Below are 23,513 nucleotides of genomic sequence, written 5' to 3'. Positions count from 1 at the left end.
CGGTTGCGCCGTCTAATGGAGTGTTTATGTCAGTCAAGGTCCTGGTGGTGGATGATTCCGGTTTCTTCCGCCGCCGTGTCTCGGAAATTCTCTCGGCGGACCCGACCATCCAGGTGGTCGGTACCGCCACCAACGGCAAGGAAGCGATCGACCAGGCCCTGGCGCTCAAGCCCGATGTCATCACCATGGACTACGAGATGCCGACCATGGACGGCATCACCGCGGTCCGCCACATCATGCAGCGCTGCCCGACGCCGGTGCTGATGTTCTCCTCGCTCACCCACGAAGGCGCCCGGGTCACCCTGGACGCCCTGGATGCCGGCGCGGTGGACTACCTGCCGAAGAACTTCGAGGACATCTCGCGCAACCCGGACAAGGTCAAGCAACTGCTGTGCGAGAAGGTCCATACCATCTCCCGCAGCAACCGGCGCTTCAGCAGCTACTCCAGCCCGTTGCCCGCGGTGAGCAGTAGCTCGTCGAGCCCGGTTGCGTCACTCGGCACGGCCCGCGCGCCATCCTCGCTGCCCGGGCGCACCACCGCTGCGGTACCTGCGCCGGTTGCAAGCCACTCGCCTGCGCCCAAGCGCAAGGCCTACAAACTGCTCGCCATCGGTACGTCCACCGGTGGTCCGGTCGCCCTGCAGCGGGTCCTGACCCAGTTGCCGGCCGGCTTCCCGGCGCCCATCGTGCTGATCCAGCACATGCCGGCGGCGTTTACCAAGGCGTTCGCCGAGCGCCTCGACAAGCTGTGCAAGATCAGCGTCAAGGAAGCCGAGGACGGCGACATGCTGCGCCCCGGCCTGGCCCTGCTGGCCCCGGGCGGCAAGCAGATGATGGTCGACGCCCGCGGCATGGTGAAGATCCTGCCGGGTGACGAGCGTCTGAACTACAAGCCCTGCGTGGACATCACCTTCGGTTCGGCGGCCAAGTCCTTCGGCGACAAGGTGCTGGCCGTGGTGCTCACCGGCATGGGCGCCGATGGTCGTGAAGGCGCGCGCCTGCTCAAGCAGGGCGGCAGCCAGGTCTGGGCGCAGGATGAAGCGAGCTGCGTGATCTATGGCATGCCCATGGCGATCGTCAAGGCCAACCTGGCCGACGCGGTCTACGGCCTCGATGACATTGGCCGCCACCTGGTCGAGGCGTGCGTCTGATGGATGTCCTCAGCCTTCTCGGCATCATCCTCGCGTTCGTCGCGATCATCGGCGGCAACCTGATCGAAGGTGGTCACGTCGGTGCGCTGATCAACGGCCCGGCGGCCCTGATCGTGCTCGGTGGCACCCTGGCGGCGGCCCTGCTGCAGTCGCCGCTGAGTTCGTTCAAGCGCGCCCTGCAGATCTTCGGCTGGATCCTGTTCCCGCCGCGGGTCGATCTGGCCGGCGGCATCGACCGGGTGGTCAACTGGAGCCTGACCGCACGCAAGGAAGGCCTGCTGGGCCTGGAGGGCGTGGCCGATGCCGAACCCGATCCGTACGCGCGCAAGGGCCTGCAACTGCTGGTCGACGGCTCCGAGCCGGAGGCCATCCGCAGCATCCTCGAGGTCGATTTCCTGACCCAGGAGGCCCGGGATATCCAGGCCGCCAAGGTCTTTGAAAGCATGGGCGGCTATGCGCCGACCATCGGCATCATCGGTGCGGTGATGGGCCTGATCCATGTAATGGGCAACCTGGCCGATCCGTCGCAACTGGGTAACGGCATCGCCGTGGCGTTCGTCGCCACCATCTACGGCGTGGCCAGTGCCAACCTGATCCTGCTGCCGGTGGCCAACAAGCTCAAGGCACAGGTGATGCGCCAGTCGCGCTACCGGGAGATGCTCCTGGAAGGGCTGCTGTCCATCGCCGAAGGCGAGAACCCGCGCTCGATCGAACTGAAGCTGCAAGGCTTCATGGAGTAGGCATGGCCCGTCGTCGCAAGGTCGAGGAACACGAGAATCACGAACGCTGGCTGGTGTCCTACGCGGACTTCATCACCCTGCTGTTCGCCTTTTTCGTGGTGATGTACTCGATTTCCTCGATCAACGAGGGCAAGTACAAGATCATGTCCCAGGCCCTGATCGGCGTGTTCAGCGAGTCCGAGCGCAGCACCCGGCCGATCCCCATCGGCGAGGAGCGCCCGCTCAGCACCCGCCCGGCGCAGCCGCTGGTGCAGGACAGCGAGCAGACCGACGCCGGCCTGGCCCAGTCCAGCGCCGATCCGCTCAAGACCATTACCGACCAGGTGATGGAAGCCTTCGGCGATCTGATCAAGAGCGACCAGATGACGGTGCGCGGCAACGAGCTGTGGATCGAGATCGAGCTCAATTCCTCGCTGCTGTTCGGCAGCGGTGACGCGATGCCCAGCGATATCGCGTTCAACCTGATCGAGAAGGTGGCGAACATCATCAAGCCCTTCGCCAATCCGGTGCATGTCGAGGGCTTCACCGACGACCAGCCGATCCGCACGGCGCAGTACCCGACCAACTGGGAGCTGTCTTCGGCGCGGGCGGCGAGCATTGTCCGCCTGCTGGCCATGGAAGGGGTGAACCCGGCGCGCCTGGCGTCGGTGGGCTACGGCGAGTTCCAGCCGATCGCCAGCAACACCACCGCCGATGGCCGGGCGAAGAACCGCCGGGTCGTCCTGGTGATTTCGCGCAACCTGGACGTGCGCCGCAGCCTGACCGGAACCGGCACTGCCAACGCGCAGCCGGATGCGGCACTGAGGCGTGCTGGCACACAAACTGCACCGCCAGCGGTATCACCGACGTCGGGTAACAACAGCGTCAAAACCCCGTCGTCGTCGACCTTTTAATCGATCCCGGCTGGCCACGGTCTGACCGGGAGGAAGCAGCGCATGAGAGTCTGGGCAGTAGCCAATCAAAAAGGTGGGGTCGGCAAGACCACCACCTCCATCGCCCTGGCGGGCCTGCTGGCCGACGCCGGCCGGCGTGTGGTCGTCGTCGATCTCGACCCCCATGGGTCGATGACCAGCTATTTCGGCCATAACCCCGACACCCTGGAACACAGCAGCTTCGACCTGTTCCAGCACAAGGGTACGGTGCCCGACGGCCTGCCGGGCCAGCTGCTGCTGCCCACCAGCAATGAAAAGATCTCCCTGCTGCCCTCCAGCACCGCGCTGGCCGTGCTCGAGCGCCAGTCCCCCGGGCAGAACGGCCTGGGCCTGGTGATCGCCAAGAGTCTGGCGCAGCTCTGGCAGGACTTCGACTACGCCATCATCGACAGCCCGCCGCTGCTCGGCGTGCTGATGGTCAACGCCCTGGCCGCCAGCCAGCAGCTGGTGATTCCGGTGCAGACCGAATACCTGGCGGTCAAGGGCCTGGAGCGCATGGTCAGCACCCTGGCCATGGTCAATCGCTCGCGCCGCCAGGCGCTGCCTTACCACATCGTGCCGACCCTGTTCGATCGCCGCACCCAGGCGTCCATGGGTACCCTCAAGGTGCTGCGCGACGCTTACCCGGAAACTATCTGGCAGGGCTACATCCCGGTCGATACCCGCCTGCGCGATGCCAGCCGGGCCGGAGTCACGCCGTCGCAATACGATGCCAAGAGCCGTGGCGTGGTGGCCTACCGGGCGTTGCTCAAGCACCTGCTGACCCAGCAGAAAGCCGTGGCGCAGGTGGCTTGATGAACCGTCCGCAACCCCTGGCGACCAAGCCGCAACTGGCCCTGCAGTCCTATCTCGACGGACTGTTGCAGGAGGCCACCGAAGAAGTTGTCGTGGAGACGGTGATCGCACCGGCCCCTGTGGCACCGGTGGCCCCAGTGGCTCCAGTAATAGCAGCCCCGGTCGTGCCTGCGCCGGTCGAGGCGCCTGCCAGCAGTGAAGTCCTGGATGAGTTCCAGGCCGCGGTACTGGAAGAGCAGGCCCGTGATGCCCGCCGCGAAGCCGTCGCGGTTGCTGCGGTTCCCGACGTTCCTGCCGTTCCTGTGGCGCCCGTGATCCTGGCCGAGCCGCTGGTGCAGAAGGTCCAGGCCAGGGTCGAGACGGCGCAGCCGGTCGAGCCGCTGGTAGACGTGCACCTGCCAGCACCGCCACCGCCGCCGAAAACCATCGATGGCCGTCCGCAGTGGGCCGCCGAGCCATTCGAATGCCTGCTGTTCGACGTCGCCGGGCTGACCCTGGCGGTGCCGCTGGTCTGCCTGGGTTCGATCTACCCCCTGGCCGGCCAGGAACTGACGCCGCTGTTCGGCCAGCCGGAATGGTTCCTCGGGATCCTGCCGAGCCAGGCCGGCAACCTGAAGGTGCTGGATACGGCGCGCTGGGTCATGCCCGAGCGCTACCGCGACGATCTGCGAGACGGCCTGCAATACGTGATTTCGGTCCAGGGCTACGAATGGGGGCTGGCGGTGCACCAGGTCAGCCGCTCGTTGCGCCTGGACCCGAGCGAGATCAAGTGGCGCTCCCAGCGTGGCCTGCGGCCATGGCTGGCGGGCACCGTCATCGAACATATGTGTGCGTTGCTGGATGTCGCCGAGCTGGCCGAGCTGATCGCCAGCGGCGCGGTCCGCAACATGCAGTTGGGAAACAAATGATCGGTCGCGCATCGGCGCGGTCGCACTGAGCACTCCGCCAACGGCGGTTCTTGAGGGTTAGGGGAATGAAAAAGACGTCTGGACAAGGTTCCGAAGATCCGATCCTGCAGTGGGTTACCTTCCGCCTGGACAACGAGTCCTACGGCATCAATGTGATGCAGGTCCAGGAAGTGCTGCGCTACACCGAGATCGCTCCGGTCCCGGGCGCGCCGAGCTACGTGCTGGGCATCATCAACCTGCGCGGCAACGTGGTCACGGTGATCGACACCCGCCAGCGTTTCGGCCTGGTGCCGAGCGATATCACCGACAACACCCGCATCGTCATCATCGAGGCGGACAAGCAGGTGGTGGGCATCCTGGTCGATAGCGTGGCCGAAGTGGTCTACCTGCGCCAGTCCGAGGTCGAGACCGCGCCGAACGTCGGCAACGAGGAATCGGCCAAGTTCATCCAGGGCGTGTGCAACAAGAACGGCGAGCTGCTGATCCTGGTCGAACTGGACAAGATGATGACCGAGGAAGAATGGTCCGAGCTGGAGAACATCTGAGTTGATCCTGGAGGTAGCGGTCGTATTCCTGGCGGTGCTCTGGGCAGCCAGTGCCTGGCTGTTCGTCAACTACAGCAAGCGCCAGCGCGAGATCGTCGCGCAACAGGCCCAGGGTGATGCGCTGCGCGACCAGCGCATCAAGGACCTGAACAAGCGCCTGGACGATTACCAGAACCTGTCGGTGTCGATGGGCGATGCCCTGCACGAGCTGCGCGCGACGGTATCGCCGCTGCCGGAGAAACTGCTGCAACTCGAACAGCGCGACCCCAACAGCCTGTCGTTCGCCCAGGCGGCCCGGCTGGTGGGGATGGGCGCCAGCGTCGATGAACTGACCCAGACCTGCGGCCTGACCCAGGCGGAGGCGGAGTTGATGAGGAAGTTGCACAAGAACTGAGTCTTGTAGCGGCCTCCAGGGCCTGCTCCCACAGGTCAGCGGTGCACGCGATCCCTGTTGGAGCTGGCTTGCCAGCGATTAGGCCCGAAAGCATCACACAAAGCCTCAGGTGCTCACCCAGGTATTGGCACTGCCGATCCGCGCAATGCGGTTCAGCGGAAGGTACTCGCGCACTGCCGCTTCATACGCCGGTAGATCGATGAACGGCGCGGTATTGAAATTGGGCATTACCATGAAGTTGTTGATCTCCCGCAGCGTGTGCAGGGCCGGCAGGTGGCGTGTGGCTACGTCGGTCAGCATGCCGGGCCCGCACAGGCGGTTCAGGGTTGCGCTGTAGGCCTGGAAGGCCTTCGGGTCCAGGGCGCGGTCTGGTCGACTGTTGAAGAAATCCGGATTGGCCAGGTAGCGCTGGCGCAGCTCCTTGCTGATCTCCAGCAATACCGGATTGCCCCGGTGACTGCCGATCATGCTGCCGTTGAATTCCACGTTCATCCCCAACAGCTCGTTGGAAACCGGCGGATGCAGGAGCAGCCCGTCGGCGCTGGTCTTCAGCGGCAGCTCGCGCAACGCCGGGTTGTGCGCAGTCGCCTTGAGCAAGGTGTCATCCACATCCATGTACAGGCCGCCCTCGTGATAGAGCAGGTGGTAGCGCAGTACATCCGAGGCCGCCGAGTAGTTTCGCGCGCGCCCTCCATTGCCATCGACTGCCGCCTGGTATTGGGCGTAGCCCTCGGTGCGGGTGAAGGACTCATAGACGGGCTGGTCTTCCAGCGGTAGCACGGTCAGCGTCGGCGCGCGTTGCTTGAGCAGGCGCAGGTTCTGCTCGAATGCCTCCGGCCAGGTGCGCGACAGGTAGAAGCGGTAGGTGTAGCCCGCCTCGTCCAGGCGCTCGGCATTGTTGGCGATATTGGCCAGCAGTTCTTCGCTGAGGGTCTTGTGGCCGAGCCAGACGCTCATGGCATGTTTCGGGATTTCGCGCAGGCTGGCTTGCGGGAGCGACGCGGGGATGGTGACCGGTAGCGGCAGGTCGACGCCCAATGCGCGCAGGCTGGAGGTGCGCGTCGCATGGTCGACCAGCCGTCCCTCCGGTGCGCGAACCAGCGCGCGGCTGCCTTGGCGGGCGACATAGGCCTGCGGCTCGATTTCATTGAGGTCTCTGGCGCAGAAGAACGCATCGCTCTCCAGGTCGTAGACCACATCGGTGAGGTAGCCGCCGACGCTCGCCCGCAGCAGATCCGGACTGCCGTCATAGCGCGGCGTGCGGATCACCGCACCGGCAGTGGCGATATGGCCGTCGTCGAGCGGGGCGATGTCTTTCGGGATATGGAAATAGCCCAGGGCCGGGTCCTCCGGCAGCCGCGGCGGCTCCAGCGGGCTCAGGCGATAGCCCAGGCGCCCGTTGAAGTGCACCGGGACGACGAATTCCGCTGCATAGCGACGCAGCAGCGCGGTGGCCCGGCGTACGCCGTCGAAGATCAGCGGCTGTGCATTAAGCAGCCCGAAGCTGGCGACCTCGACATTGTCGGCCTGCTCTTGCAGCGAGTGGCCATTGACCACCCCATCCAGCGCCAGGGAGAACTGTGCCAGGCTGCTGCCAGCGAGCAGCAGGCCCAGTTCCGGCACCACGATCACCAGCGGCGCCAGCAGGTTGGTGGTGTTCATCATGTAATCGCGCCAGTTGGCCTTGCGCACATCGCTGCGCGTTGTGATCAGGCTGTCGGCATCGGCCAGGGTGCGCAGGCGCTGGCGTTCGGTCAAGGCGCCGAACAGGTCGTCGTCCAGCACCGGGCTGTAGGTGTCCGGACGGTAATTGACGTAATCGGCCGGAGACCAGCGGCCATCGGTGGTGAATCCCGGACGGTCGGGTGACAGGCGGTGGATGGCGGGCCACGCGCCGAGTCCTTCAAGGGCGGTGCGCAGGCCGCTGAAGTCCAGGCCGTCGGGCTGGTCGGCAAGGGCAAAATGGCGGGCGAGTGCATCGCGGACCTCTGGCGTTTTGCATTGCTGGGCGATCCACGCCTTCATCGCCGCCTCGCTGGTGAAGCTGTGCAGCGGCGAGGCATTGCCCGGGATATACAGCAGGACGTGGGGCGACTGCTGGTCTTGCAGGTAGATCAGGTCGGTAGCGGCGTAACCGTAAATGTTCAGGGGCCGGGCACGGAACCCGGTGCTGCGCGGCAACTGGTTCGCGGCCTGCCAGGCCAGCAGGCGTCCCGGTTCGTCGAGCGAGCCTTCGGCGACCTGGTGGTTGCAGGCCGCGATGAATGCCATCTGGGCCAGGGTGCGGTGGCCGCTGCGGGCCTGCGCCCAGTAGTGGTCCAGTTGGGCGCGGTAGGTGGCATGGAAATCGAGATTCCAGATGAAGTCCTGGAGGGCTTCGATCGAAATGTCGATGCGGGTCTCGGGGCTGTATTGTTGCGCGGGGCTGCGCCGGAACAGGCCGTTGTACACGGAATAGGGGCCGGGATGCAGGGCCTCGACCAGGTTGATGCGCCCCAGCAGATGGCCTGCCCAGGGCTGATGGATCAGCGCGCCCAGCCAGTCGTTGTTCGACTCGCCTTGCCAGTTGCTGAGCATGGCTTCGGTGAGTCCGATCTTCTGCGTGACCACGCCCTGCCAGCCGCGCCCGGGCCACCATTGGTAGCGCAGGCTGACCACGTCGAGCTGCTGTGGATCGATATCCAGGCCGCGGTTGGCGGCCCACTGCCGCAGGGCCTGGTTGGCGGCCTGGTCGGGGCGGGGGAAGTGGTTGAAGTGTTCGCGGGCGAAAAGCTGGCCCTGGGCGTTGATCTGTGGGTGGCGCATGGTTGCCTGCCTTGTGTTGGCGGTGGGGCCGGTCAAGGTAGGCGCTTGGGGTTGGGGGGCAGTGTTAGTTATTTATCGCTCTGCCGGGTCTTATCGTCGGATCGCGCAGGGACGGTTGGTGCTGGGTATTGTGTTTTGATCCGTTTGCCAGGGTGACTCAGGGTCGCCCCCGCGAATGGATCAACACACGATATACAGCACCAACAAACCCTAAAGACTAAGGACACCAGTCCGCCGGCCAGCGATCACTCCGCCCCCGGCAACCCTTTCAGCTCCGGCGTGATATCCCGCTCGCCGATCGGCTCATCATGGAACCCCACCGGCATTTTCCCCTTCAGTTGCCAGGCAAAGGCAATGATCTCGGCAATGGTCAGGTACAGCGCCTCGGGAATGCTGTCGCCCAGTTCCATCCGTGCCAGCAGCCGCACCAGCTCGGCATTCTCGTAGATCGGCACTTCATGCTCGCGGGCGAGGGCGAGGATGGCTTCGGCCAGTTCGTCGTCGCCCTTGGCGGTGAGGGTCGGGGCCTGGGCGCCGTCGTAGCTGAGGGCGATGGCCTGGCGCGGTGGTCGTTTGCTCATGCGTTTTCATCCACCCAGCGTTGTTCAACATGGGTTCTCGGCCCTTGCGGCGGTACGCCCTGGTGGCAATGCAGTTCGCCAACGTTCACCCCGCGGGCGACCAGGCGGGCGCGCAGGTCGTCGAGCTCGCGACCGATCAGCTCGGCCGTTTCCGGACGCTGCGCCCAGAGCTGGCTGGACAGGCTGCCGCGGACGATCTGCGCCTGAACCTGCAACGGCCCCAGCGGATGCAGGTCGAAGGCCAGGTCCACGCGCCAGAGCATTTCCAGCGGGTCGCGCCGCTCGCGTTCCGGGTCGGCCTGCTGTTCCGGGGTTTCCTCGCGCTGCACCTTGACCTGCACCGGCATGAACTCCGGCCCGGTGCGCAGGGGGATTTCCAGTTGCCAGGTGGTTTGCAGGTTGCCGTCCGGAGTGTTGCCGGTCTGCTCGAGACTGGCCAGTTGATGGCTCTGCAACCGTGATATGGCCGCCGCCGCCAGGCGCAGCAAGTGCTGCAGATCACCTTCCTGCTCCAGGTTCTGCAACAGGCGGGTCGGCAGGGGGAATCCGGTTGGGTGCGGCCTGGGCGCAACCTGGCCCAGGGCCCCGAGGTAGCTGCGGACCATCCCCGGCAGGGCCTGGGCCAGGCTCGCCTGCAGCGTCGGGGAAAGCGGGGTGCCACCGGGCACATTGGGCAGCAACTGGGCGATCAGGCGCACCACCTGGGCCTTGATGTCTGGCGCCAGCTCGCTGGTTGCACCATTGAACAGGCGCGCTTCGAGGAAGGTGCCACTGTTGCCCAGGGCCTGGGCAACCTGGCGCGCGTCACCGAACTGGCGGATATCCGGCAGGCTCGCCAGCAGCTTGTCGATGCTGGCGCGTATTTCCGCTGGCTGGCCGTCGTCGCTGGCGATGCGCTGCATCGCTCCGAGCAGGTTTTGCAGGGAGGCCTGGCGGTTCTGCTGGACGCTGAGATTCTGGGCGATGGCCATCTGGTCCTGACGGCCGCTGAGTGGCACGAAGCGGATCTGCTGCTCGGCCAGTACCCTGGCACTGAGCAGGCTGCCCAGCGGCAGCGGGCGTGGCGATTCGATGCTCAGGGTCGCGCCGGCCTGCAGGGTATTGAGCAAGGTCACCAGCGACCGGTACACCGGCGGCAGGTTGCCGGCCTGCGCCTGCAACTGGGTAGTCAGTACCTTGCCCTGCAGCAGGGTGCCCACTGGCAATTGCCGGGTATCGAGGCTGGTCAGGGTGGTGACGTTGTTGGCGGCCGCCTGCTGCACGGCGAGATTCAGCTGGGCGGCAGTGGGCTGTGTGACCGTGACCTGGGTGCCCAGGGGCAGGGGCTGGCTGGCGCTGGTCTGCACCAGGGTCTGCTGGCCGCCGGCGCGCAGCAGGCGCAGGAGCATCTGGAACTCCTCGCCGACCTGGCGCAGGGAGACCACTTCGCCCTTGGCCGTCTCGCCTTTTTCCAGCAGGTCCGGCTGCGCATCCAGCAACTTGACCATCTCGCCGCTCAGGGCGGCGGCGCGGACCTGCGGATTGCCCGCTGCCTGCGGGCCAAGGCTGTTGATTTCGCCCGTCATTGCTCTCGCGACCTGTTCAAATAGCCCTCTTTACAGTAGGACATGACATGTATAATGCCGCCCGATTTCTCCCGCGAGCGCAGGATCCGGGCGCTCGCGACCAGACCGGTCGGCCAGGTTTTCGTTGTCTCTATAACGGCCAGGGTCGAACCGACTTGAGACAGTCTCCGAACCAATAAGGCGAATCCGTGACTCCTCATCTCCAAGCCGTGGGCCTGGCCTGCGAGCGCGACTGGCGAATGCTCTTCGAACACCTGGAACTGCAGGTGACAGCCGGCGACATGCTGCAGATCAGCGGTCCCAACGGCAGCGGCAAGACCAGCCTGCTGCGCCTGCTGGCCGGGCTGATGCAGCCGACCCAGGGCCAGATCCTGCTCAACGGCCAGCCGCTGGCGGAGCAGGGCGCCGAACTGGCCCGCAGCCTGGTGTGGATCGGCCATGCCGCCGGGATCAAGGACCTGCTCACCCCCGAGGAAAACCTCACCTGGCTTTGCGCCCTGCACCGTCCGGCCTCCCGCGAGGCGATCTGGCGCGCGCTGGAAGCCGTCGGCCTGCGCGGTTTCGAGGACGTGCCCTGCCATACCCTGTCGGCCGGCCAGCAGCGCCGCGTGGCCCTGGCCCGGCTGTACCTGGACAGCCCGCCGCTGTGGATCCTCGACGAACCCTTCACCGCCCTCGACAAGCAGGGGGTTGCCCAGCTCGAAGCGCACCTGGCCCGGCACTGCGATCAGGGCGGCATGGTCGTGCTGACCACCCACCACACGCTGGAGCGCACGCCCTCCGGTTATCGCGATATCAACCTGGGGCAGTGGGCCGCATGAGTGTATTTGTCCTGTTGTTGCGCCGTGAGGCGCGCCTGCTCTGCCGACGTCCGGCAGAACTGGCCAATCCGCTGGTGTTCTTCGCGATCGTCATCGCATTGTTCCCACTTGCGGTCGGTCCTGAGACACAATTGTTGCAAATCTTGTCTCCAGGGTTAGTCTGGGTGGCCGCGCTTTTGTCGGTCCTGCTCTCGCTGGACGGGCTGTTTCGCAGCGATTTCGAGGATGGCTCCCTGGAACAGTGGGTCCTTTCGCCGCACCCGCTGCCGCTTCTGGTGCTGGCGAAGGTGCTGGCACACTGGATTTTTTCCGGGCTGGCGCTGGTATTGTTGTCGCCGCTGCTGGCGGTGATGCTTGGGTTGCCAGTGGAATGCCTGCCGGTCCTGCTGGCATCGCTCTTGCTCGGTACCCCGGTGCTGAGCCTGCTGGGCGCCGTCGGAGCGGCGCTCACCGTTGGTTTGAAACGTGGTGGTCTGCTTCTGGCGCTGCTTATTCTGCCGTTATATATCCCGGTATTGATCCTGGGCAGTGGCGCCTTACAAGCAGCAGTGCAAGCTATGCCCGCAACCGGATACCTGCTCTGGCTCGGCAGTCTGGCCGCCCTGGCAGTCACCCTTGCACCTTTCGCGATAGCCGCCGGCCTGAAGATCAGCGTCGGCGAATAACGAGGTCTGGGCCACGCCCAGCAAAGACCCTGGATGTACCGTGATGAAAAGCAGCGCAATAAGCTGGACATGGTTTCACAAGCTCGGTTCCCCCAAATGGTTCTATGCCATCAGCGGGCGCATGCTGCCCTGGCTGGCGGTCGCCGCGGTGTTGCTGATCGGCACCGGCGTGGTCTGGGGCCTGGCCTTCGCCCCGCAGGACTACCAGCAGGGCAACAGCTTCCGGATCATCTACGTCCATGTGCCGGCGGCCATGCTGGCCCAGTCCTGCTACGTGATGCTGGCGGTGTGCGGCGTGGTCGGCCTGGTGTGGAAGATGAAGATCGCCGATGTCGCCCTGCAGAGCGCCGCGCCCATCGGCGCCTGGATGACCGCGCTGGCGCTGCTCACCGGGGCCATCTGGGGCAAGCCGACCTGGGGCAGTTGGTGGGTCTGGGATGCCCGCCTTACGTCCATGCTCATCCTGCTTTTCCTGTACTTCGGTCTCATTGCCCTCGGCCACGCGATCAGCAATCGTGACAGCGCGGCAAAGGCTTGCGCGGTGCTGGCCATCGTCGGGGTGATCAACATCCCGATCATCAAGTACTCGGTGGAATGGTGGAACACCCTGCACCAGGGCTCGACCTTCACCCTCACCGAGAAACCGGCGATGCCGGCGGAGATGTGGTTGCCGCTGCTGCTTACGGTGCTGGGTTTCTATTGCTTCTTCGGTGCCGTGGTGCTGCTGCGCATGCGCCTCGAAGTGCTCAAGCGCGAAGCCCGCGCCAGTTGGGTCCGGGAAGAAGTGCTGAACAGCCTGGGAGGCGCACGATGAGCTTCGCATCCTTCGGCGAATTTCTCGCCATGGGCCATCACGGCCTGTACGTCTGGTCGGCCTATGGCATCTGCCTGGCGGTGCTGGCCATCAACGTCGCCGCGCCCTTGCTGGCGCGCCGTCGTTACCTGCAAGCAGAGGCGCGCCGCCTGCGCCGGGAGAACGCCAAGTGAATCCGCAACGCAAGAAGCGCCTGTTCATCATCCTCGGCCTGCTCGCCGGCCTGGGTGTCGCCGTGGGCCTGGCCCTCAGTGCATTGCAGGAAAACATCAACCTGTTCTACACCCCGACCCAGATCGCCAACGGCGAGGCACCGCTGGACACGCGCATCCGCGCCGGCGGCATGGTCGAAAAGGGCTCGGTGCAGCGCTCCAGCGACTCGCTGGACGTGCGCTTCGTGGTCACCGACTTCAACAAGTCGGTGCCGATCACCTACCGCGGCATCCTTCCCGACCTGTTCCGCGAAGGCCAGGGCATCGTTGCCCTGGGCAAGCTCAATGGCGAGGGCGTGGTGGTGGCCGATGAGGTGCTGGCCAAGCACGACGAGAAGTACATGCCGCCGGAGGTCACCAAGGCCCTGAAGGAAAGCGGCCAGGCCGCCAACGGAGCGCCCGCCCAATGAATGCCGCGCTGATCATTCCCGAACTCGGCCAGTTGTCGATGATCCTGGCCATCTGCTTCGCCTGCGTGCAGGCCAGTGTTCCGCTGCTCGGCGCCTGGCGCGGCGACAGCCTGTGGATGAGCCTGGCGCGCCCGGCCGCGTGGGGGCAGTTCGCCTTCCTGGCCTTCGCCTTCGCCTGCCTGACCCACGCCTTCATGACCGACAATTTCTCGGTCGCCTACGTCGCCAGCAATTCCAACAGCGCCTTGCCCTGGTACTACAAGTTCAGTGCCGTGTGGGGCGCCCACGAAGGCTCGCTGCTGCTCTGGGCGCTGATCCTCGGCGGCTGGACCTTCGCCGTGTCGATCTTCTCCCGCCAGTTGCCGCAGGTGATGCTGGCCCGGGTCCTGGCGGTGATGGGCATGATCAGCGTCGGCTTCCTGTCGTTCCTGATCGTCACCTCCAATCCGTTCAGCCGCCTGCTGCCGCAGATGCCCGGTGATGGTCGCGACCTCAACCCGCTGCTGCAGGACATCGGCCTGATCGTCCACCCGCCGATGCTGTACATGGGCTATGTCGGCTTCTCGGTGGCCTTCGCCTTCGCTATCGCCGCCTTGCTCGGCGGGCGCCTCGACGCAGCCTGGGCACGCTGGTCGCGGCCCTGGACCATCGTCGCCTGGGCCTTCCTCGGCATCGGCATCACCCTGGGATCCTGGTGGGCCTACTACGAACTCGGCTGGGGCGGCTGGTGGTTCTGGGACCCGGTGGAAAACGCCTCGTTCATGCCCTGGCTGGTGGGCACCGCGCTGATCCACTCGCTGGCGGTCACCGAGAAGCGTGGCGTGTTCAAGAGCTGGACGGTGCTGCTGGCCATTGCCGCCTTCTCCCTCAGCCTGCTCGGCACCTTCCTGGTCCGCTCCGGGGTGCTGACCTCGGTGCATGCCTTCGCCTCCGATCCGGAGCGCGGCATCTTCATCCTGTTCTTCCTGCTGATCGTGGTCGGCGGCTCGCTGACCCTGTTCGCCCTGCGCGCACCGGTGGTCAAGAGCCAGGTCGGCTTCGCCCTGTGGTCCCGCGAGACCCTGCTGCTGGCCAACAACCTGGTGCTGGTGGTGGCTGCGTCGATGATCCTGCTCGGTACCCTTTACCCGCTGATCCTCGATGCCCTGAGCGGCGCCAAGCTGTCGGTCGGCCCGCCGTACTTCGATGCCCTGTTCATCCCGCTGATGGCCCTGCTGATGGTGGTGCTGGCGGTGGGTGTGCTGGTGCGCTGGAAAGACACCCCTGGCCGCTGGCTGGCCGGCATGCTGACCCCGGTGCTGGTAGGCAGCGCGGTGCTGGCGCCGATCTGCGGCCTGCTGGTGGATGACTTCGACTGGCAGGTGTTGACCACCTTCGCCCTGGCGGCGTGGATAGTGCTTGGCGGGGTGCGCGACATCCTCGACAAGACCCGCCACAAGGGCCTGCTCAAGGGCATTCGCGGCCTCAACCGCAGCTACTGGGGCATGCACGTGGCCCACCTGGGCCTGGCGGTGTGCGCCATGGGCGTGGTGCTGTCGAGCAACAACAGCGCCGAGCGCGACCTGCGCATGGCGCCGGGTGACGCGGTGGAACTGGCCGGTTATCACTTCGTCTTCGAAGGCGCGAAACACCACGAAGGCCCGAACTTCACCTCCGACAAAGGCACCGTGCGGGTGCTGAAGGACGGCCGCCAGATCAGCGTGCTGCACCCGGAAAAACGCCTGTACACCGTGCAGCAGTCGATGATGACCGAAGCCGGCATCGACGCCGGCTTCACCCGCGACCTCTATGTCGCCTTGGGCGAGCCCCTGGAAAACGGCGCCTGGGCGGTGCGCGTGCACGTCAAGCCGTTCGTGCGCTGGATCTGGCTGGGCGGTCTGCTGACCGGCCTGGGTGGTGTGCTCGCGGCGCTGGACCGGCGTTATCGAATCAAGGTCAAGACCAAGGTGCGCGACGCCCTTGGCCTGCAAGGAGCGACGGCATGAAGCGCTGGATCATGGTTGTACCGCTGGCGGTGTTTCTGCTGGTGGCGGTGTTTCTCTACCGCGGGCTGTACCTGGACCCGGCGGAACTGCCGTCGGCGATGATCGGCAAGCCGTTCCCGGCCTTCTCCCTGGCCAACGTGCAGGGCGACCGCACCCTGACCGAGGCAGACCTGAAGGGCAAGCCGGCGCTGGTCAACGTCTGGGCCACCTGGTGCATCTCGTGCAAGGTCGAGCACCCGGTGCTGAACAAGCTGGCGCAGCAGGGCGTGAACATCTACGGGGTCAACTACAAGGACGACAACGCTGCTGCGCTGAAATGGCTGGCCGAGTTTCATAATCCCTACCAGATGGATATCCGCGACGAGCAGGGCGCCCTGGGCCTGGACCTGGGTGTGTATGGCGCGCCGGAAACCTTCTTCATCGACGCGAAGGGTGTGATCCGCGACAAGTACGTCGGGGTGATCGACGAAACCGTCTGGCGCGAAAAGCTGGCGCCGGTCTACCAGGGCCTGGTCGACGAGGCGAAGCAATGAAGCGCTGGCTTGCAGCCGCCGTGCTTGGCCTGAGCCTGACCGGCGTGGCCAGGGCGGCCATCGACACCTACCAGTTCGCCGACGAGGCCGAACGCGAGCGCTACCGCGAGCTGACCAAGGAACTGCGCTGCCCCAAATGCCAGAACCAGGACATCGCCGACTCGAATGCGCCGATCGCCGCCGACCTGCGCCGGGAAATCTTCCGCATGCTCGGCGAAGGCAAGAGCAACCAGCAGATCGTCGATTTCATGGTCGATCGCTACGGTGATTTCGTCCGCTACAAGCCGGCCCTGACGGCGAAAACCTGGCTGCTCTGGTTCGGTCCGGCGGCCTTGCTGCTGGGCGGTATCGGCGTCATGGCAGTGATCGTGCGCAAGCGCCGGGTCCCGGCGGGCACCGTGACGGCCGACCTTTCCCCCGAGGAGCGCGAGCGCCTCGCCAAACTGCTGGACAAAGAACAGACCCATGACTGATTTCTGGCTCGCTTCAGGCCTGCTGTTGCTGGTAGCCCTGAGCTTTTTGCTGATTCCGGTGTTGCGTGGCCGTCGTGCGCAGCAGGAAGAAGACCGTACCGCCCTCAACGTCGCGCTCTATCAGGAACGGGTCGCCGAACTCCAGGCCCAGGGGGCGGAGGGCGTGCTGAACGCCGAGCAACTGGCCCGTGGCCGCGATGAGGCGGCCCGCGAACTGCTGGACGACACCGAGAATGCCGAACCGTTGCGCAGCGCGCGGCTGGGCAAGGCGCTGCCGATCCTCGCGGCCTTCCTGGTGCCGGCGATGGCCGTGGGGCTGTACCTGCACTTCGGCGCCAGCGACAAGGTCGCCCTGACCCAGGAGTTCGCCACGGCGCCGCAGAGCCTCGAGGAAATGACGTCGCGCCTGGAGCGCAGTGTGGCCGCCCAGCCGGACAATGCCGAGGGCCTGTATTTCCTCGGCAGGGCCTACATGGCCCAGGAGCGTCCGGGCGATGCGGCCAAGGCCTTCGAGCGTGCCGTCGGCGTCGCCGGCCGTGCGCCCGAGCTGCTCGGGCAATGGGCCCAGGCCCTGTACTTCGCCAATAACAAGCAATGGACCGCACAGTCCCAGGCATTGACCGACGAAGCCCTGAAAGCCGATCCGAACGAGGTCACCAGCCTCGGCTTGCTGGGCATCGCGGCCTTCGAGGGCGAGCGCTACCAGGAAGCGGTGGACTACTGGAACCGCCTGCTGGTCCAGTTGCCGCAAGGTGACAGCTCGCGTACCGCGCTGCTGGGCGGTATCGAACGGGCCAAGGAGAAGATCGCAGCGGGCGAGGGCAAGGGCTCCGCAGCGGTCGCCACGGCCTCGGCTGCCAGCCTGACGGTCAAGGTCGAACTGGCCGACGCGCTCAAGGACAAGGTCAGGCCGGACGACGTGGTCTTCATCTTCGCCCGCGCCGCGTCCGGTCCGAGCCTGCCGCTGGCGGCCAGGCGGATCACCGTGGCGCAGTTGCCGATCGAGGTGGTGCTCAGCGACAGCGACGCGATGATGCCCAACATGAAACTGTCGAACTTCCCTGAAGTCCAACTGATGGCGCGCGTCTCCCGTGCCGGTCAACCCGGCAAGGGCGAGTGGATCGGCCGCAGCTCGCCGCTGCCCAGCGACACCCGGACGCCGCAACACCTGACCATCGATAGCCCGGACAATCCGGACAAGTAAAAGAGAGCGACTTCATGAACAGCACCGTACGCCTGACCCTGATTTCCCTGGCCCTGGGGTTGAGCGCATGTACGGTGCAGCAGCCGCGCGAGCCGGAGCGCGAACCCTTGCCGCCGATCGAGACGGCACCCCGACCGGGCCCGGTGATCAAGCCGGGCCCGGGTACGCCCAAGCCCTCCGTCACCCCGACGCCCAAACCCATGCCGCGCACCTCGGCCAGCTTCGCCCCGCCACCGGGCGGCGCCAGCCACTGGGATCCGAAGCTCGGGGTCTATGTGCTCGAAGGCAAGACCAACACCTTCTACCGCCAACGCACCTACTACCGCTGGAACAACGGCTGGAGCTGGGCCACCAATCCCGAAGGACCCTGGCAGGATACCGACTCCAGTGGCGTGCCAGGCGGCCTGGGGCGCGCGTTCGCCCAGTAATGCCGGCATAATGCTCCGTCGCTGAACGCCTGGGAGCATGTGATGACGAAGACGGTATTGGTGCTGGTCGAAACGGTCGATGACTACCTGCCCTTGCTGGAAGAACACGGTTACCGCCTGATCCACGCGAAAACGCCGGCGCTGCGGGCCGAGGCCATTGCCCGCCAAGGCGGCGAGATCGATGTGGTACTGACCCGTGGGCCCTTGGGTATCACCGCCGAGGAAATCGCCGCGCTGCCGTTGCTGCGCCTGATCTGCGTGATCGGTGCCGGCTATGAAGCGGTGGACCTGGACGCTGCCCGGGCCCGCGGTATCGTCGTGACCAACGGCGCCGGGGCCAATGCCTCGGCGGTGGCGGATCATGCCATGGCCCTGCTGTTCGCCGTGGTCCGGGATATCTGCCGGGCTGACGCCACCACCCGACAAGGGCAGTGGAACCGGGTGATCAGCCCGTCGCTGGCGGGCAAGCGCCTGGGCATTCTCGGCCTCGGTGCGGTGGGCATGGCGATTGCCAGGCGTGGCGCACTGGGTTTCGACATGCAGGTGCGTTACCACAGCCGCTCGCGGCGAGACGTACCCTACCAATACTGCCAGAGCGTGCTGGAGCTGGCCCGCGAGTCGGATTTCCTGATCGTCGCCACCCCGGGCGGCGCCGATACCCGTGGGCTGGTCGGGCGTGACGTGCTGGATGCGCTGGGGCCGCAAGGGTTCCTGGTGAATATCGCGCGGGCCAGTGTGGTCTCGACCGCCGAGATGGTCGCGGCGCTGCGTGAAGGACGGATCGCCGGGGCGGGGCTGGATGTGTTCGATGACGAGCCGTCGGTGCCAGATGAGTTGAAGGCGTTGGGCAATGTGGTGCTGACACCCCATGTGGCAGCGCAGACGCCTGAAGCGGCCAGGGATATGGTGGCGTTGGTGCTCAAGAACCTGCAGGCCTTCTTCGCCGGCGAGCCGGTCCTGACCCCGGTGAATTCGTAAGAGCACCGCATACCCTGTGGGAGCTGGCTTGCCAAAACATAACTCTTTGATTTGCAGGGATCCTGTGGGAGCGGGTTCACCCGCGATTACGATGGTTGGTTCACTAACGTAATCGCGGGTAAACCCGCTCCCACAGGGTACGCGTCATGCTTAGGAATTGTTCTCTGCGTGGACTCCCACAGGTATCTCCAGGGCCTCTGGATCTTGGCTACACTCAGCAACCTCAGCCAGCAAGGAGCTCCCCCATGTCCAGCCAAACCCACCAGGGCCGCTGCCTTTGCGGCGCCATCCAGCTCACCGTCACCCTCGACGACAACAGCGTCGGCGCCTGCCATTGCAGCATGTGCCGCAAATGGAACGGCGGCCCGCTGCTGACCGTGCACAGCAGCAGCGCCCCGCACCTCAGCGGCGCCCAGCCTGCGGTCTACAACTCTTCCGACTGGGCCGAACGCGGCTTCTGCCCCGGCTGCGGCAGCCATCTGTTCTACCGCCTCAAGGGCGGCAATTTCTTCGCCATCCCGGTGGGCCTGCTGGACGGCGATCAGGCCTGGACCTTTGACCTGCAGGTCTATATCGACGAAAAACCGTCCTTCTACTGTTTCTCCAACCAGACGCAGAACATGACCGGCGCCGAGGTAGTCGCGCAGTTCAGCTAGTCGCTCCATAGCGCCGTGCTCTGCCTTTGCTTGCAATTCCCTGATATTCCTGAGAAAAGGCAGCACGACCGACAGCGAGGCAGTTATGAGCGACGAATTGCAGATCACCGACGTCCACCTGGGCGACGGCAAGGAAGTGGTCAAGGGCGCCCTGATCACCACCCATTACACCGGCACCCTGGCCGACGGCACGGTCTTCGACTCCTCGCACCAGCGCGGCAAGCCGTTCCAGTGCGTGATCGGCACCGGGCGGGTGATCAAGGGCTGGGACATCGGCCTGATGGGCATGAAGGTCGGCGGCAAGCGCACGCTGTTCGTCCCGGCGCACCTGGGCTACGGCGAGCGCAAGATGGGTTCGATCCCGCCGGGTTCGGACCTGCATTTCGAAGTTGAAGTGCTCGAAGTACTGACCCGCGACGACTGACCAGGAGATTCATGCATGGAAGCTGTGGTTCAAGAGGAAATTTCCGGTTGTGGCATTGCCGCCTGTGCGGCGCTGGCCGGTATTACCTATGTCGAGTCGAAGGCCCAGGCCAATGCCCTGGGTATTCATGCCGAGGATCCCCGTTTGTGGTCGTCCACCGATTCGGTCCGCCGCCTGGCCGGGACGCTGGGCTTGAAGCTGGCAGCGGACGAACGGCCTTTCGAGAGCTGGGGCAGCCTGCCCGAGCGTGCCTTGCTAGCGATCAAATGGCGGGTGGAGCGTGGCCAGCCGTTCTGGCACTGGGTGGTGTTCGTGCGCGAGGGGCAAGACAGCTACGTGCTGGACTCTAAGAAAGCCCTGAAGCACAACCGCCGGCTGGACTTCGGGCGCATCAAGCCGAAGTGGTTCATTGCGCTTGAAAAGGCGTCTTAATTCCGTAACAGGGAACGCGTAGATTCACTCCCAGCTTAAGGACAAGCGCCCCAGGGACAGAACCAATCGGGCCTGCTGCACTCTCAAGGATGCCCGTATCCACGGATGGAGCGACAGACAGGGATGCCCCGCGGCCTCGGCCGCGGGGCAGCACTGGCGGGTTGGTTCACTGTCTTTGTCCTCAAGCTTTGTCCTCAAGGGGTGATCATGAAGTTCCCCGCATTCCTGCCTTCGCGCCGTCAGGCGCTGCTCGGCACCGTGCTCGTTGCAGGCGCCGCCCTCCTTGGATTCACCACCTTCGACAGCCTGGCCAGACCGGTCGATGGCACCCAGACCCTGGTGTTCCTGCGCCATGCGGAAAAGCCCGGTGAAGGCCTCGGCCAACTGAACTGCCAGGGCCTCAACCGCGCCCTCGACCTGGCGACCTTGCTGCCGGAGAAATTCGGCAAGGCCGACTATGTGTTTGCCGCCGACCCGACCCGCGAGGTCGAGGAAGGCAGCAACGACGACAGCTACAGCTACCTGCGGCCGTTGATGACCATCAGCCCGAGCGCGATCAAGCTCGGGCTGCCGGTGAACATCGACTACGGCGCCAACGACACCAACGCCCTGGCACGCGAGCTGACCAGCAACAAGTACCGTAACTCGACGGTGTATACCGCCTGGTCCCATGGCTACCTCCCCGAACTGATCAATGCCGTGGCCGGCAAGGCCCTGGGCGAGGAGCGGGTGATTACCAGGGATTGGGAAAACGGCGATTTCGACTCGCTGTATGTGCTGACCCTGACCTGGCGTGATGGCAAGGCGACGATGCTGAGCCGGAATGTGAAGCAGGGGCTGGATGGTGGTGAGTCGAGCTGTCCGAAGGCCGGGGTCTGACCCACGCAACAGAGTGGCCGGGCGCCCGCGGCCATGGCCACGGGCGGCTCGCGGGATTACAGCAGCTTGCGTTGTACCGCTTCGTCCAGCGTGCTGCGGGCCAGGGCACGGACGACATCGCCAGTGTCGGCCTGGAACGGCAGGCCGACGACCAGCACCAGTTGCATCCAGGTGCGTACCGACTCGCTCTTGCTGACACGACCGATTTCCTTGCCGTCCTTGTCCTTGAACACGGTTTCCAGGGTGAAGGTGTTCTTCGCCGTGGAGGGAATCAGGAACAGGGTGAAGCCGGTGATGAACGCCGAGACCGGGACGAACTGCTCGTGGTTGGTCAGGGTCGATTCGGCGTACAGGTCCGATTCGCCTTTTTGCGTGCTGACCCGGGCGAAGCGACCGGACTGCTGGTAGGTCTCGCTGATCGCCTGCTCCCACAACTCGGCCGGCTTGCCGCCGGCAGCATTGGCGGGAGAGTCATTGACCTGGTACAGCGACGTGGTTTGCAGGTAGGCGCTAGGCTTGGCTGCCGGGGCACTGGCTGCAGGCGGCCAGGTGCCGACCGGGGCCAGGTCGCCGGTCGAATAGGAGACGCAGCCGCCGAGTAGTACTGCGCTCAGCAGCAGGGCTTGTTTTGAAAGGTGCATGGGACGATTCCTGAATTAACGTTTGGCGAGTTGCGTGGTGGCGTTGTCCAGCAGTTCGCCGACCAGTTGCGTGAGCTGTTTGCTGCCCGTGACGGTCGGTGCCCAGTAGTCTCTGCCGTACAGGCCGACGTTGTGCTCGAACTTGATCTGGTCCTGGGCGCGGGCCAGTTCGACACCATTGCGGTCGAGGATCACCAGGTCACCGGCGAGGTCGAAGCGGTCGACATAGATCGGGCCGTTGACCCAGATCCACAGGGTCAGGGTCAGCAGGGCGCCGGGGAAGTAACCCGGGTGCGGCGCGCGATGCCCCTTGAGCGAGGTCATGTCGAACCTGAGCATCACGTCCTGTTCGTCGAGGCGCGTGGGGTATTGGCTCATTGCCTTGAAGTAGCCGGCCTTGTCGACATAGCGGTCGAGCTCGGCTGTCAGCGATCGGCTGACGGCCTTGCGCGTGGCCTCGTCGAGGCCCGGAGCGGAGACCACCACATCGGCAATCTGCGCCGTGCGTGGGCTGGCGGCATTGACTGGATGAGCAGGAGGAACGATGGGGCCGGTGACGTTGAACGACACGCAGCCGGTCATCGCCAACAGGGCCGCCAGGGTGGTGGCCCGGAGAAGGATACGTGACACGAGACTTCCTTGTGAGAGTAAAAACCTGGTCAACATGACGGCAGGCGCGTGGCGAACTTTAGGGGAGTGATAGCAAAATAATGCCATTTTTTCAGGGCGCCTCGGTTTTTCCTGATTTCGCGCAAAAAAAACGAGGCGTCGGTATCAGGCCGCGCCTCGAAAAGAGATGTTGCCGGGTTGATCTCAACGACCGAAACGCGCCGGCCAGCCGACGATGCGCTTGCTCCTGGGCGTGGCGTAGGTACGGCTCTTGGACGTGGACAGGCCCAGTTGCACCAGTGACTCGGCCATCTTCACCGCCGCGCTGACCCCATCCACCACCGGCACGCCGGTGCGCTGGCGGATCTTCTCGTCCAGGCCGGCCATGCCGCCGCAGCCGAGGCAGATGACCTCGGCCTTGTCCTCGCGCACTGCCCGTTCCGCCTGCCCGACAATGGCCTCCAGGGCACGCTCTGGCTGTTCTTCCAGTTCCAGCACGGCCATGCCGCTGGCCCGCACCGAGGCGCAGCGGTCGTACAGGCCGGAGAGCTTGAGACGGTCCTCGATCAGCGGCACGGTGCGATCCAGGGTGGTCACTACCGAGTAGGCATGGCCAAGGTACATGGCGGTGCTGGCGGCGGCATCGGTGATGTCCACTACCGGCACGTTCAACAATTCCTGCAGGCCTTCGCGGCCGTGTTCGCCGTAGCCGGCCTGGATCACCGCGTCGTAGGGGCCGTCGTAGGCCAGCACGCGGTCCATCACGGCGATGGCCGCCAGGTAGCTTTCGAAATTGCCCTCCACCGATTCCGCGCCGAAATACGGGGTCAGGCCGATGATCTCGGTGCCCGGCGCGGCTACTGCCTGCGCCTGGCGGGCGATGGCTTCGGTGATGGCTTCGCTGGTGTTGACGTTGACTATGAGGATTCGCAT

General features: G+C 65.2%; 28 protein-coding genes. 22 read left to right on the top strand and 6 right to left on the bottom strand.

The window, feature by feature from the left end; genetic code table 11:
* Positions 1-26 precede the first annotated feature (26 nt).
* The 7 genes from ACPFMA_RS19670 to ACPFMA_RS19640 all read left to right on the top strand — a co-directional run bounded on the left by ACPFMA_RS19670 (position 27) and on the right by ACPFMA_RS19640 (position 5,465).
* A complete protein-coding gene (locus ACPFMA_RS19670) occupies positions 27-1,151 on the top strand; it encodes a protein-glutamate methylesterase/protein-glutamine glutaminase (protein WP_425928515.1) in 1,125 nt (374 codons plus the stop codon).
* The gene (locus ACPFMA_RS19665) at positions 1,151-1,891 is read left to right on the top strand and encodes a flagellar motor protein (protein ID WP_009399953.1); all 741 of its coding nucleotides are present in this window, start codon (positions 1,151-1,153) and stop codon (positions 1,889-1,891) included. Before ACPFMA_RS19670 ends, ACPFMA_RS19665 begins: the two co-directional genes overlap by 1 nt.
* Before the next feature lie 2 nt (positions 1,892-1,893).
* Positions 1,894-2,784: a flagellar motor protein MotD gene (gene motD / locus ACPFMA_RS19660; RefSeq protein WP_009399951.1), complete on the top strand. Its 891-nt coding sequence runs from the start codon at positions 1,894-1,896 to the stop codon at positions 2,782-2,784.
* Between the two features lie 42 nt (positions 2,785-2,826).
* A complete protein-coding gene (locus tag ACPFMA_RS19655; RefSeq protein ID WP_064302538.1) occupies positions 2,827-3,618 on the top strand; it encodes a ParA family protein in 792 nt (263 codons plus the stop codon).
* Positions 3,618-4,526: a CheW domain-containing protein gene (locus tag ACPFMA_RS19650; protein ID WP_420058687.1), complete on the top strand. Its 909-nt coding sequence runs from the start codon at positions 3,618-3,620 to the stop codon at positions 4,524-4,526. Before ACPFMA_RS19655 ends, ACPFMA_RS19650 begins: the two co-directional genes overlap by 1 nt.
* A 65-nt stretch (positions 4,527-4,591) precedes the next feature.
* The gene (locus ACPFMA_RS19645; protein WP_009399945.1) at positions 4,592-5,071 is read left to right on the top strand and encodes a chemotaxis protein CheW; all 480 of its coding nucleotides are present in this window, start codon (positions 4,592-4,594) and stop codon (positions 5,069-5,071) included.
* Between the two features lies 1 nt (position 5,072).
* Entirely contained in the window at positions 5,073-5,465 is a 393-nt protein-coding gene (locus tag ACPFMA_RS19640) for a DUF2802 domain-containing protein (protein WP_064302540.1), read from the top strand.
* Positions 5,466-5,570: 105 nt separating this feature from the next.
* On the opposite strand, the gene ACPFMA_RS19635 is transcribed toward ACPFMA_RS19640, so the two are convergent.
* From ACPFMA_RS19635 to ACPFMA_RS19625, 3 genes are all read right to left on the bottom strand, one after another.
* Positions 5,571-8,270 (bottom strand): dermonecrotic toxin domain-containing protein, encoded by a 2,700-nt coding sequence (locus tag ACPFMA_RS19635; protein ID WP_425928513.1) that lies wholly within the window; start codon positions 8,268-8,270, stop codon positions 5,571-5,573.
* Between the two features lie 245 nt (positions 8,271-8,515).
* A complete protein-coding gene (locus ACPFMA_RS19630; RefSeq protein WP_064302542.1) occupies positions 8,516-8,851 on the bottom strand; it encodes an EscU/YscU/HrcU family type III secretion system export apparatus switch protein in 336 nt (111 codons plus the stop codon).
* Positions 8,848-10,416: a flagellar hook-length control protein FliK gene (locus ACPFMA_RS19625; RefSeq protein WP_425928512.1), complete on the bottom strand. Its 1,569-nt coding sequence runs from the start codon at positions 10,414-10,416 to the stop codon at positions 8,848-8,850. The genes ACPFMA_RS19630 and ACPFMA_RS19625 overlap by 4 nt, the downstream gene beginning before the upstream one ends.
* A 188-nt stretch (positions 10,417-10,604) precedes the next feature.
* On the opposite strand from ACPFMA_RS19625, the gene ccmA reads away from it, so the two are divergent.
* From ccmA to ACPFMA_RS19550, 15 genes are all read left to right on the top strand, one after another.
* Positions 10,605-11,237 (top strand): cytochrome c biogenesis heme-transporting ATPase CcmA, encoded by a 633-nt coding sequence (ccmA, locus tag ACPFMA_RS19620; RefSeq protein WP_425928511.1) that lies wholly within the window; start codon positions 10,605-10,607, stop codon positions 11,235-11,237.
* A complete protein-coding gene (gene ccmB / locus ACPFMA_RS19615; RefSeq protein ID WP_009399927.1) occupies positions 11,234-11,902 on the top strand; it encodes a heme exporter protein CcmB in 669 nt (222 codons plus the stop codon). Before ccmA ends, ccmB begins: the two co-directional genes overlap by 4 nt.
* Positions 11,903-11,945: 43 nt before the next feature.
* On the top strand, positions 11,946-12,716 hold the full coding sequence (locus ACPFMA_RS19610; RefSeq protein ID WP_425928510.1) for a heme ABC transporter permease: 771 nt from the start codon (positions 11,946-11,948) through the stop codon (positions 12,714-12,716).
* Complete coding sequence (gene ccmD, locus ACPFMA_RS19605) at positions 12,713-12,889, top strand: heme exporter protein CcmD (protein ID WP_009399925.1); 177 nt, start codon at positions 12,713-12,715, stop codon at positions 12,887-12,889. The genes ACPFMA_RS19610 and ccmD overlap by 4 nt, the downstream gene beginning before the upstream one ends.
* Positions 12,886-13,338 carry a cytochrome c maturation protein CcmE gene (gene ccmE, locus ACPFMA_RS19600; RefSeq protein WP_009399924.1) on the top strand — a complete coding sequence of 151 codons (453 nt, stop codon included), beginning with the start codon at positions 12,886-12,888 and terminating at the stop codon, positions 13,336-13,338. The genes ccmD and ccmE overlap by 4 nt, the downstream gene beginning before the upstream one ends.
* 11 nt (positions 13,339-13,349) lie before the next feature.
* Entirely contained in the window at positions 13,350-15,323 is a 1,974-nt protein-coding gene (locus tag ACPFMA_RS19595; protein ID WP_205884595.1) for a heme lyase CcmF/NrfE family subunit, read from the top strand.
* Positions 15,320-15,856, top strand: a complete 537-nt coding sequence (locus ACPFMA_RS19590) for a DsbE family thiol:disulfide interchange protein (protein ID WP_425928509.1) — start codon at positions 15,320-15,322, stop codon at positions 15,854-15,856. The genes ACPFMA_RS19595 and ACPFMA_RS19590 overlap by 4 nt, the downstream gene beginning before the upstream one ends.
* On the top strand, positions 15,853-16,329 hold the full coding sequence (locus ACPFMA_RS19585; RefSeq protein WP_009399920.1) for a cytochrome c-type biogenesis protein: 477 nt from the start codon (positions 15,853-15,855) through the stop codon (positions 16,327-16,329). The genes ACPFMA_RS19590 and ACPFMA_RS19585 overlap by 4 nt, the downstream gene beginning before the upstream one ends.
* Positions 16,322-17,533: a c-type cytochrome biogenesis protein CcmI gene (gene ccmI, locus ACPFMA_RS19580; protein ID WP_425928508.1), complete on the top strand. Its 1,212-nt coding sequence runs from the start codon at positions 16,322-16,324 to the stop codon at positions 17,531-17,533. Before ACPFMA_RS19585 ends, ccmI begins: the two co-directional genes overlap by 8 nt.
* 14 nt (positions 17,534-17,547) lie before the next feature.
* A complete protein-coding gene (locus tag ACPFMA_RS19575; RefSeq protein WP_009399916.1) occupies positions 17,548-17,961 on the top strand; it encodes a hypothetical protein in 414 nt (137 codons plus the stop codon).
* A gap of 42 nt (positions 17,962-18,003) precedes the next feature.
* The gene (locus tag ACPFMA_RS19570; protein ID WP_420058692.1) at positions 18,004-18,939 is read left to right on the top strand and encodes a 2-hydroxyacid dehydrogenase; all 936 of its coding nucleotides are present in this window, start codon (positions 18,004-18,006) and stop codon (positions 18,937-18,939) included.
* Between the two features lie 245 nt (positions 18,940-19,184).
* Positions 19,185-19,595 (top strand): GFA family protein, encoded by a 411-nt coding sequence (locus ACPFMA_RS19565; RefSeq protein WP_425928507.1) that lies wholly within the window; start codon positions 19,185-19,187, stop codon positions 19,593-19,595.
* Positions 19,596-19,680: 85 nt separating this feature from the next.
* Entirely contained in the window at positions 19,681-20,019 is a 339-nt protein-coding gene (locus ACPFMA_RS19560) for an FKBP-type peptidyl-prolyl cis-trans isomerase (protein ID WP_420058694.1), read from the top strand.
* A 15-nt stretch (positions 20,020-20,034) separates the two neighbouring features.
* Positions 20,035-20,451, top strand: coding sequence for a hypothetical protein (locus tag ACPFMA_RS19555; RefSeq protein WP_425928506.1), 417 nt, complete (start codon positions 20,035-20,037; stop codon positions 20,449-20,451).
* Positions 20,452-20,658: 207 nt separating this feature from the next.
* Positions 20,659-21,330: a hypothetical protein gene (locus ACPFMA_RS19550; protein WP_064302550.1), complete on the top strand. Its 672-nt coding sequence runs from the start codon at positions 20,659-20,661 to the stop codon at positions 21,328-21,330.
* Positions 21,331-21,386: 56 nt separating this feature from the next.
* On the opposite strand, the gene ACPFMA_RS19545 is transcribed toward ACPFMA_RS19550, so the two are convergent.
* From ACPFMA_RS19545 to ACPFMA_RS19535, 3 genes are all read right to left on the bottom strand, one after another.
* Positions 21,387-21,971, bottom strand: a complete 585-nt coding sequence (locus ACPFMA_RS19545; protein ID WP_425928505.1) for a hypothetical protein — start codon at positions 21,969-21,971, stop codon at positions 21,387-21,389.
* Between the two features lie 15 nt (positions 21,972-21,986).
* Positions 21,987-22,601, bottom strand: a complete 615-nt coding sequence (locus ACPFMA_RS19540) for a hypothetical protein (RefSeq protein WP_425928504.1) — start codon at positions 22,599-22,601, stop codon at positions 21,987-21,989.
* A 183-nt stretch (positions 22,602-22,784) separates the two neighbouring features.
* Positions 22,785-23,513 carry an aspartate/glutamate racemase family protein gene (locus tag ACPFMA_RS19535; RefSeq protein WP_064302553.1) on the bottom strand — a complete coding sequence of 243 codons (729 nt, stop codon included), beginning with the start codon at positions 23,511-23,513 and terminating at the stop codon, positions 22,785-22,787.

The organism is Pseudomonas sp. NyZ201 (genome assembly GCF_049860765.1).
GTDB lineage: Bacteria > Pseudomonadota > Gammaproteobacteria > Pseudomonadales > Pseudomonadaceae > Aquipseudomonas > Aquipseudomonas bharatica.
Note: the sequence above shows the minus strand (reverse complement) of the source record. Positions and strands in the feature narration are given on the sequence as shown.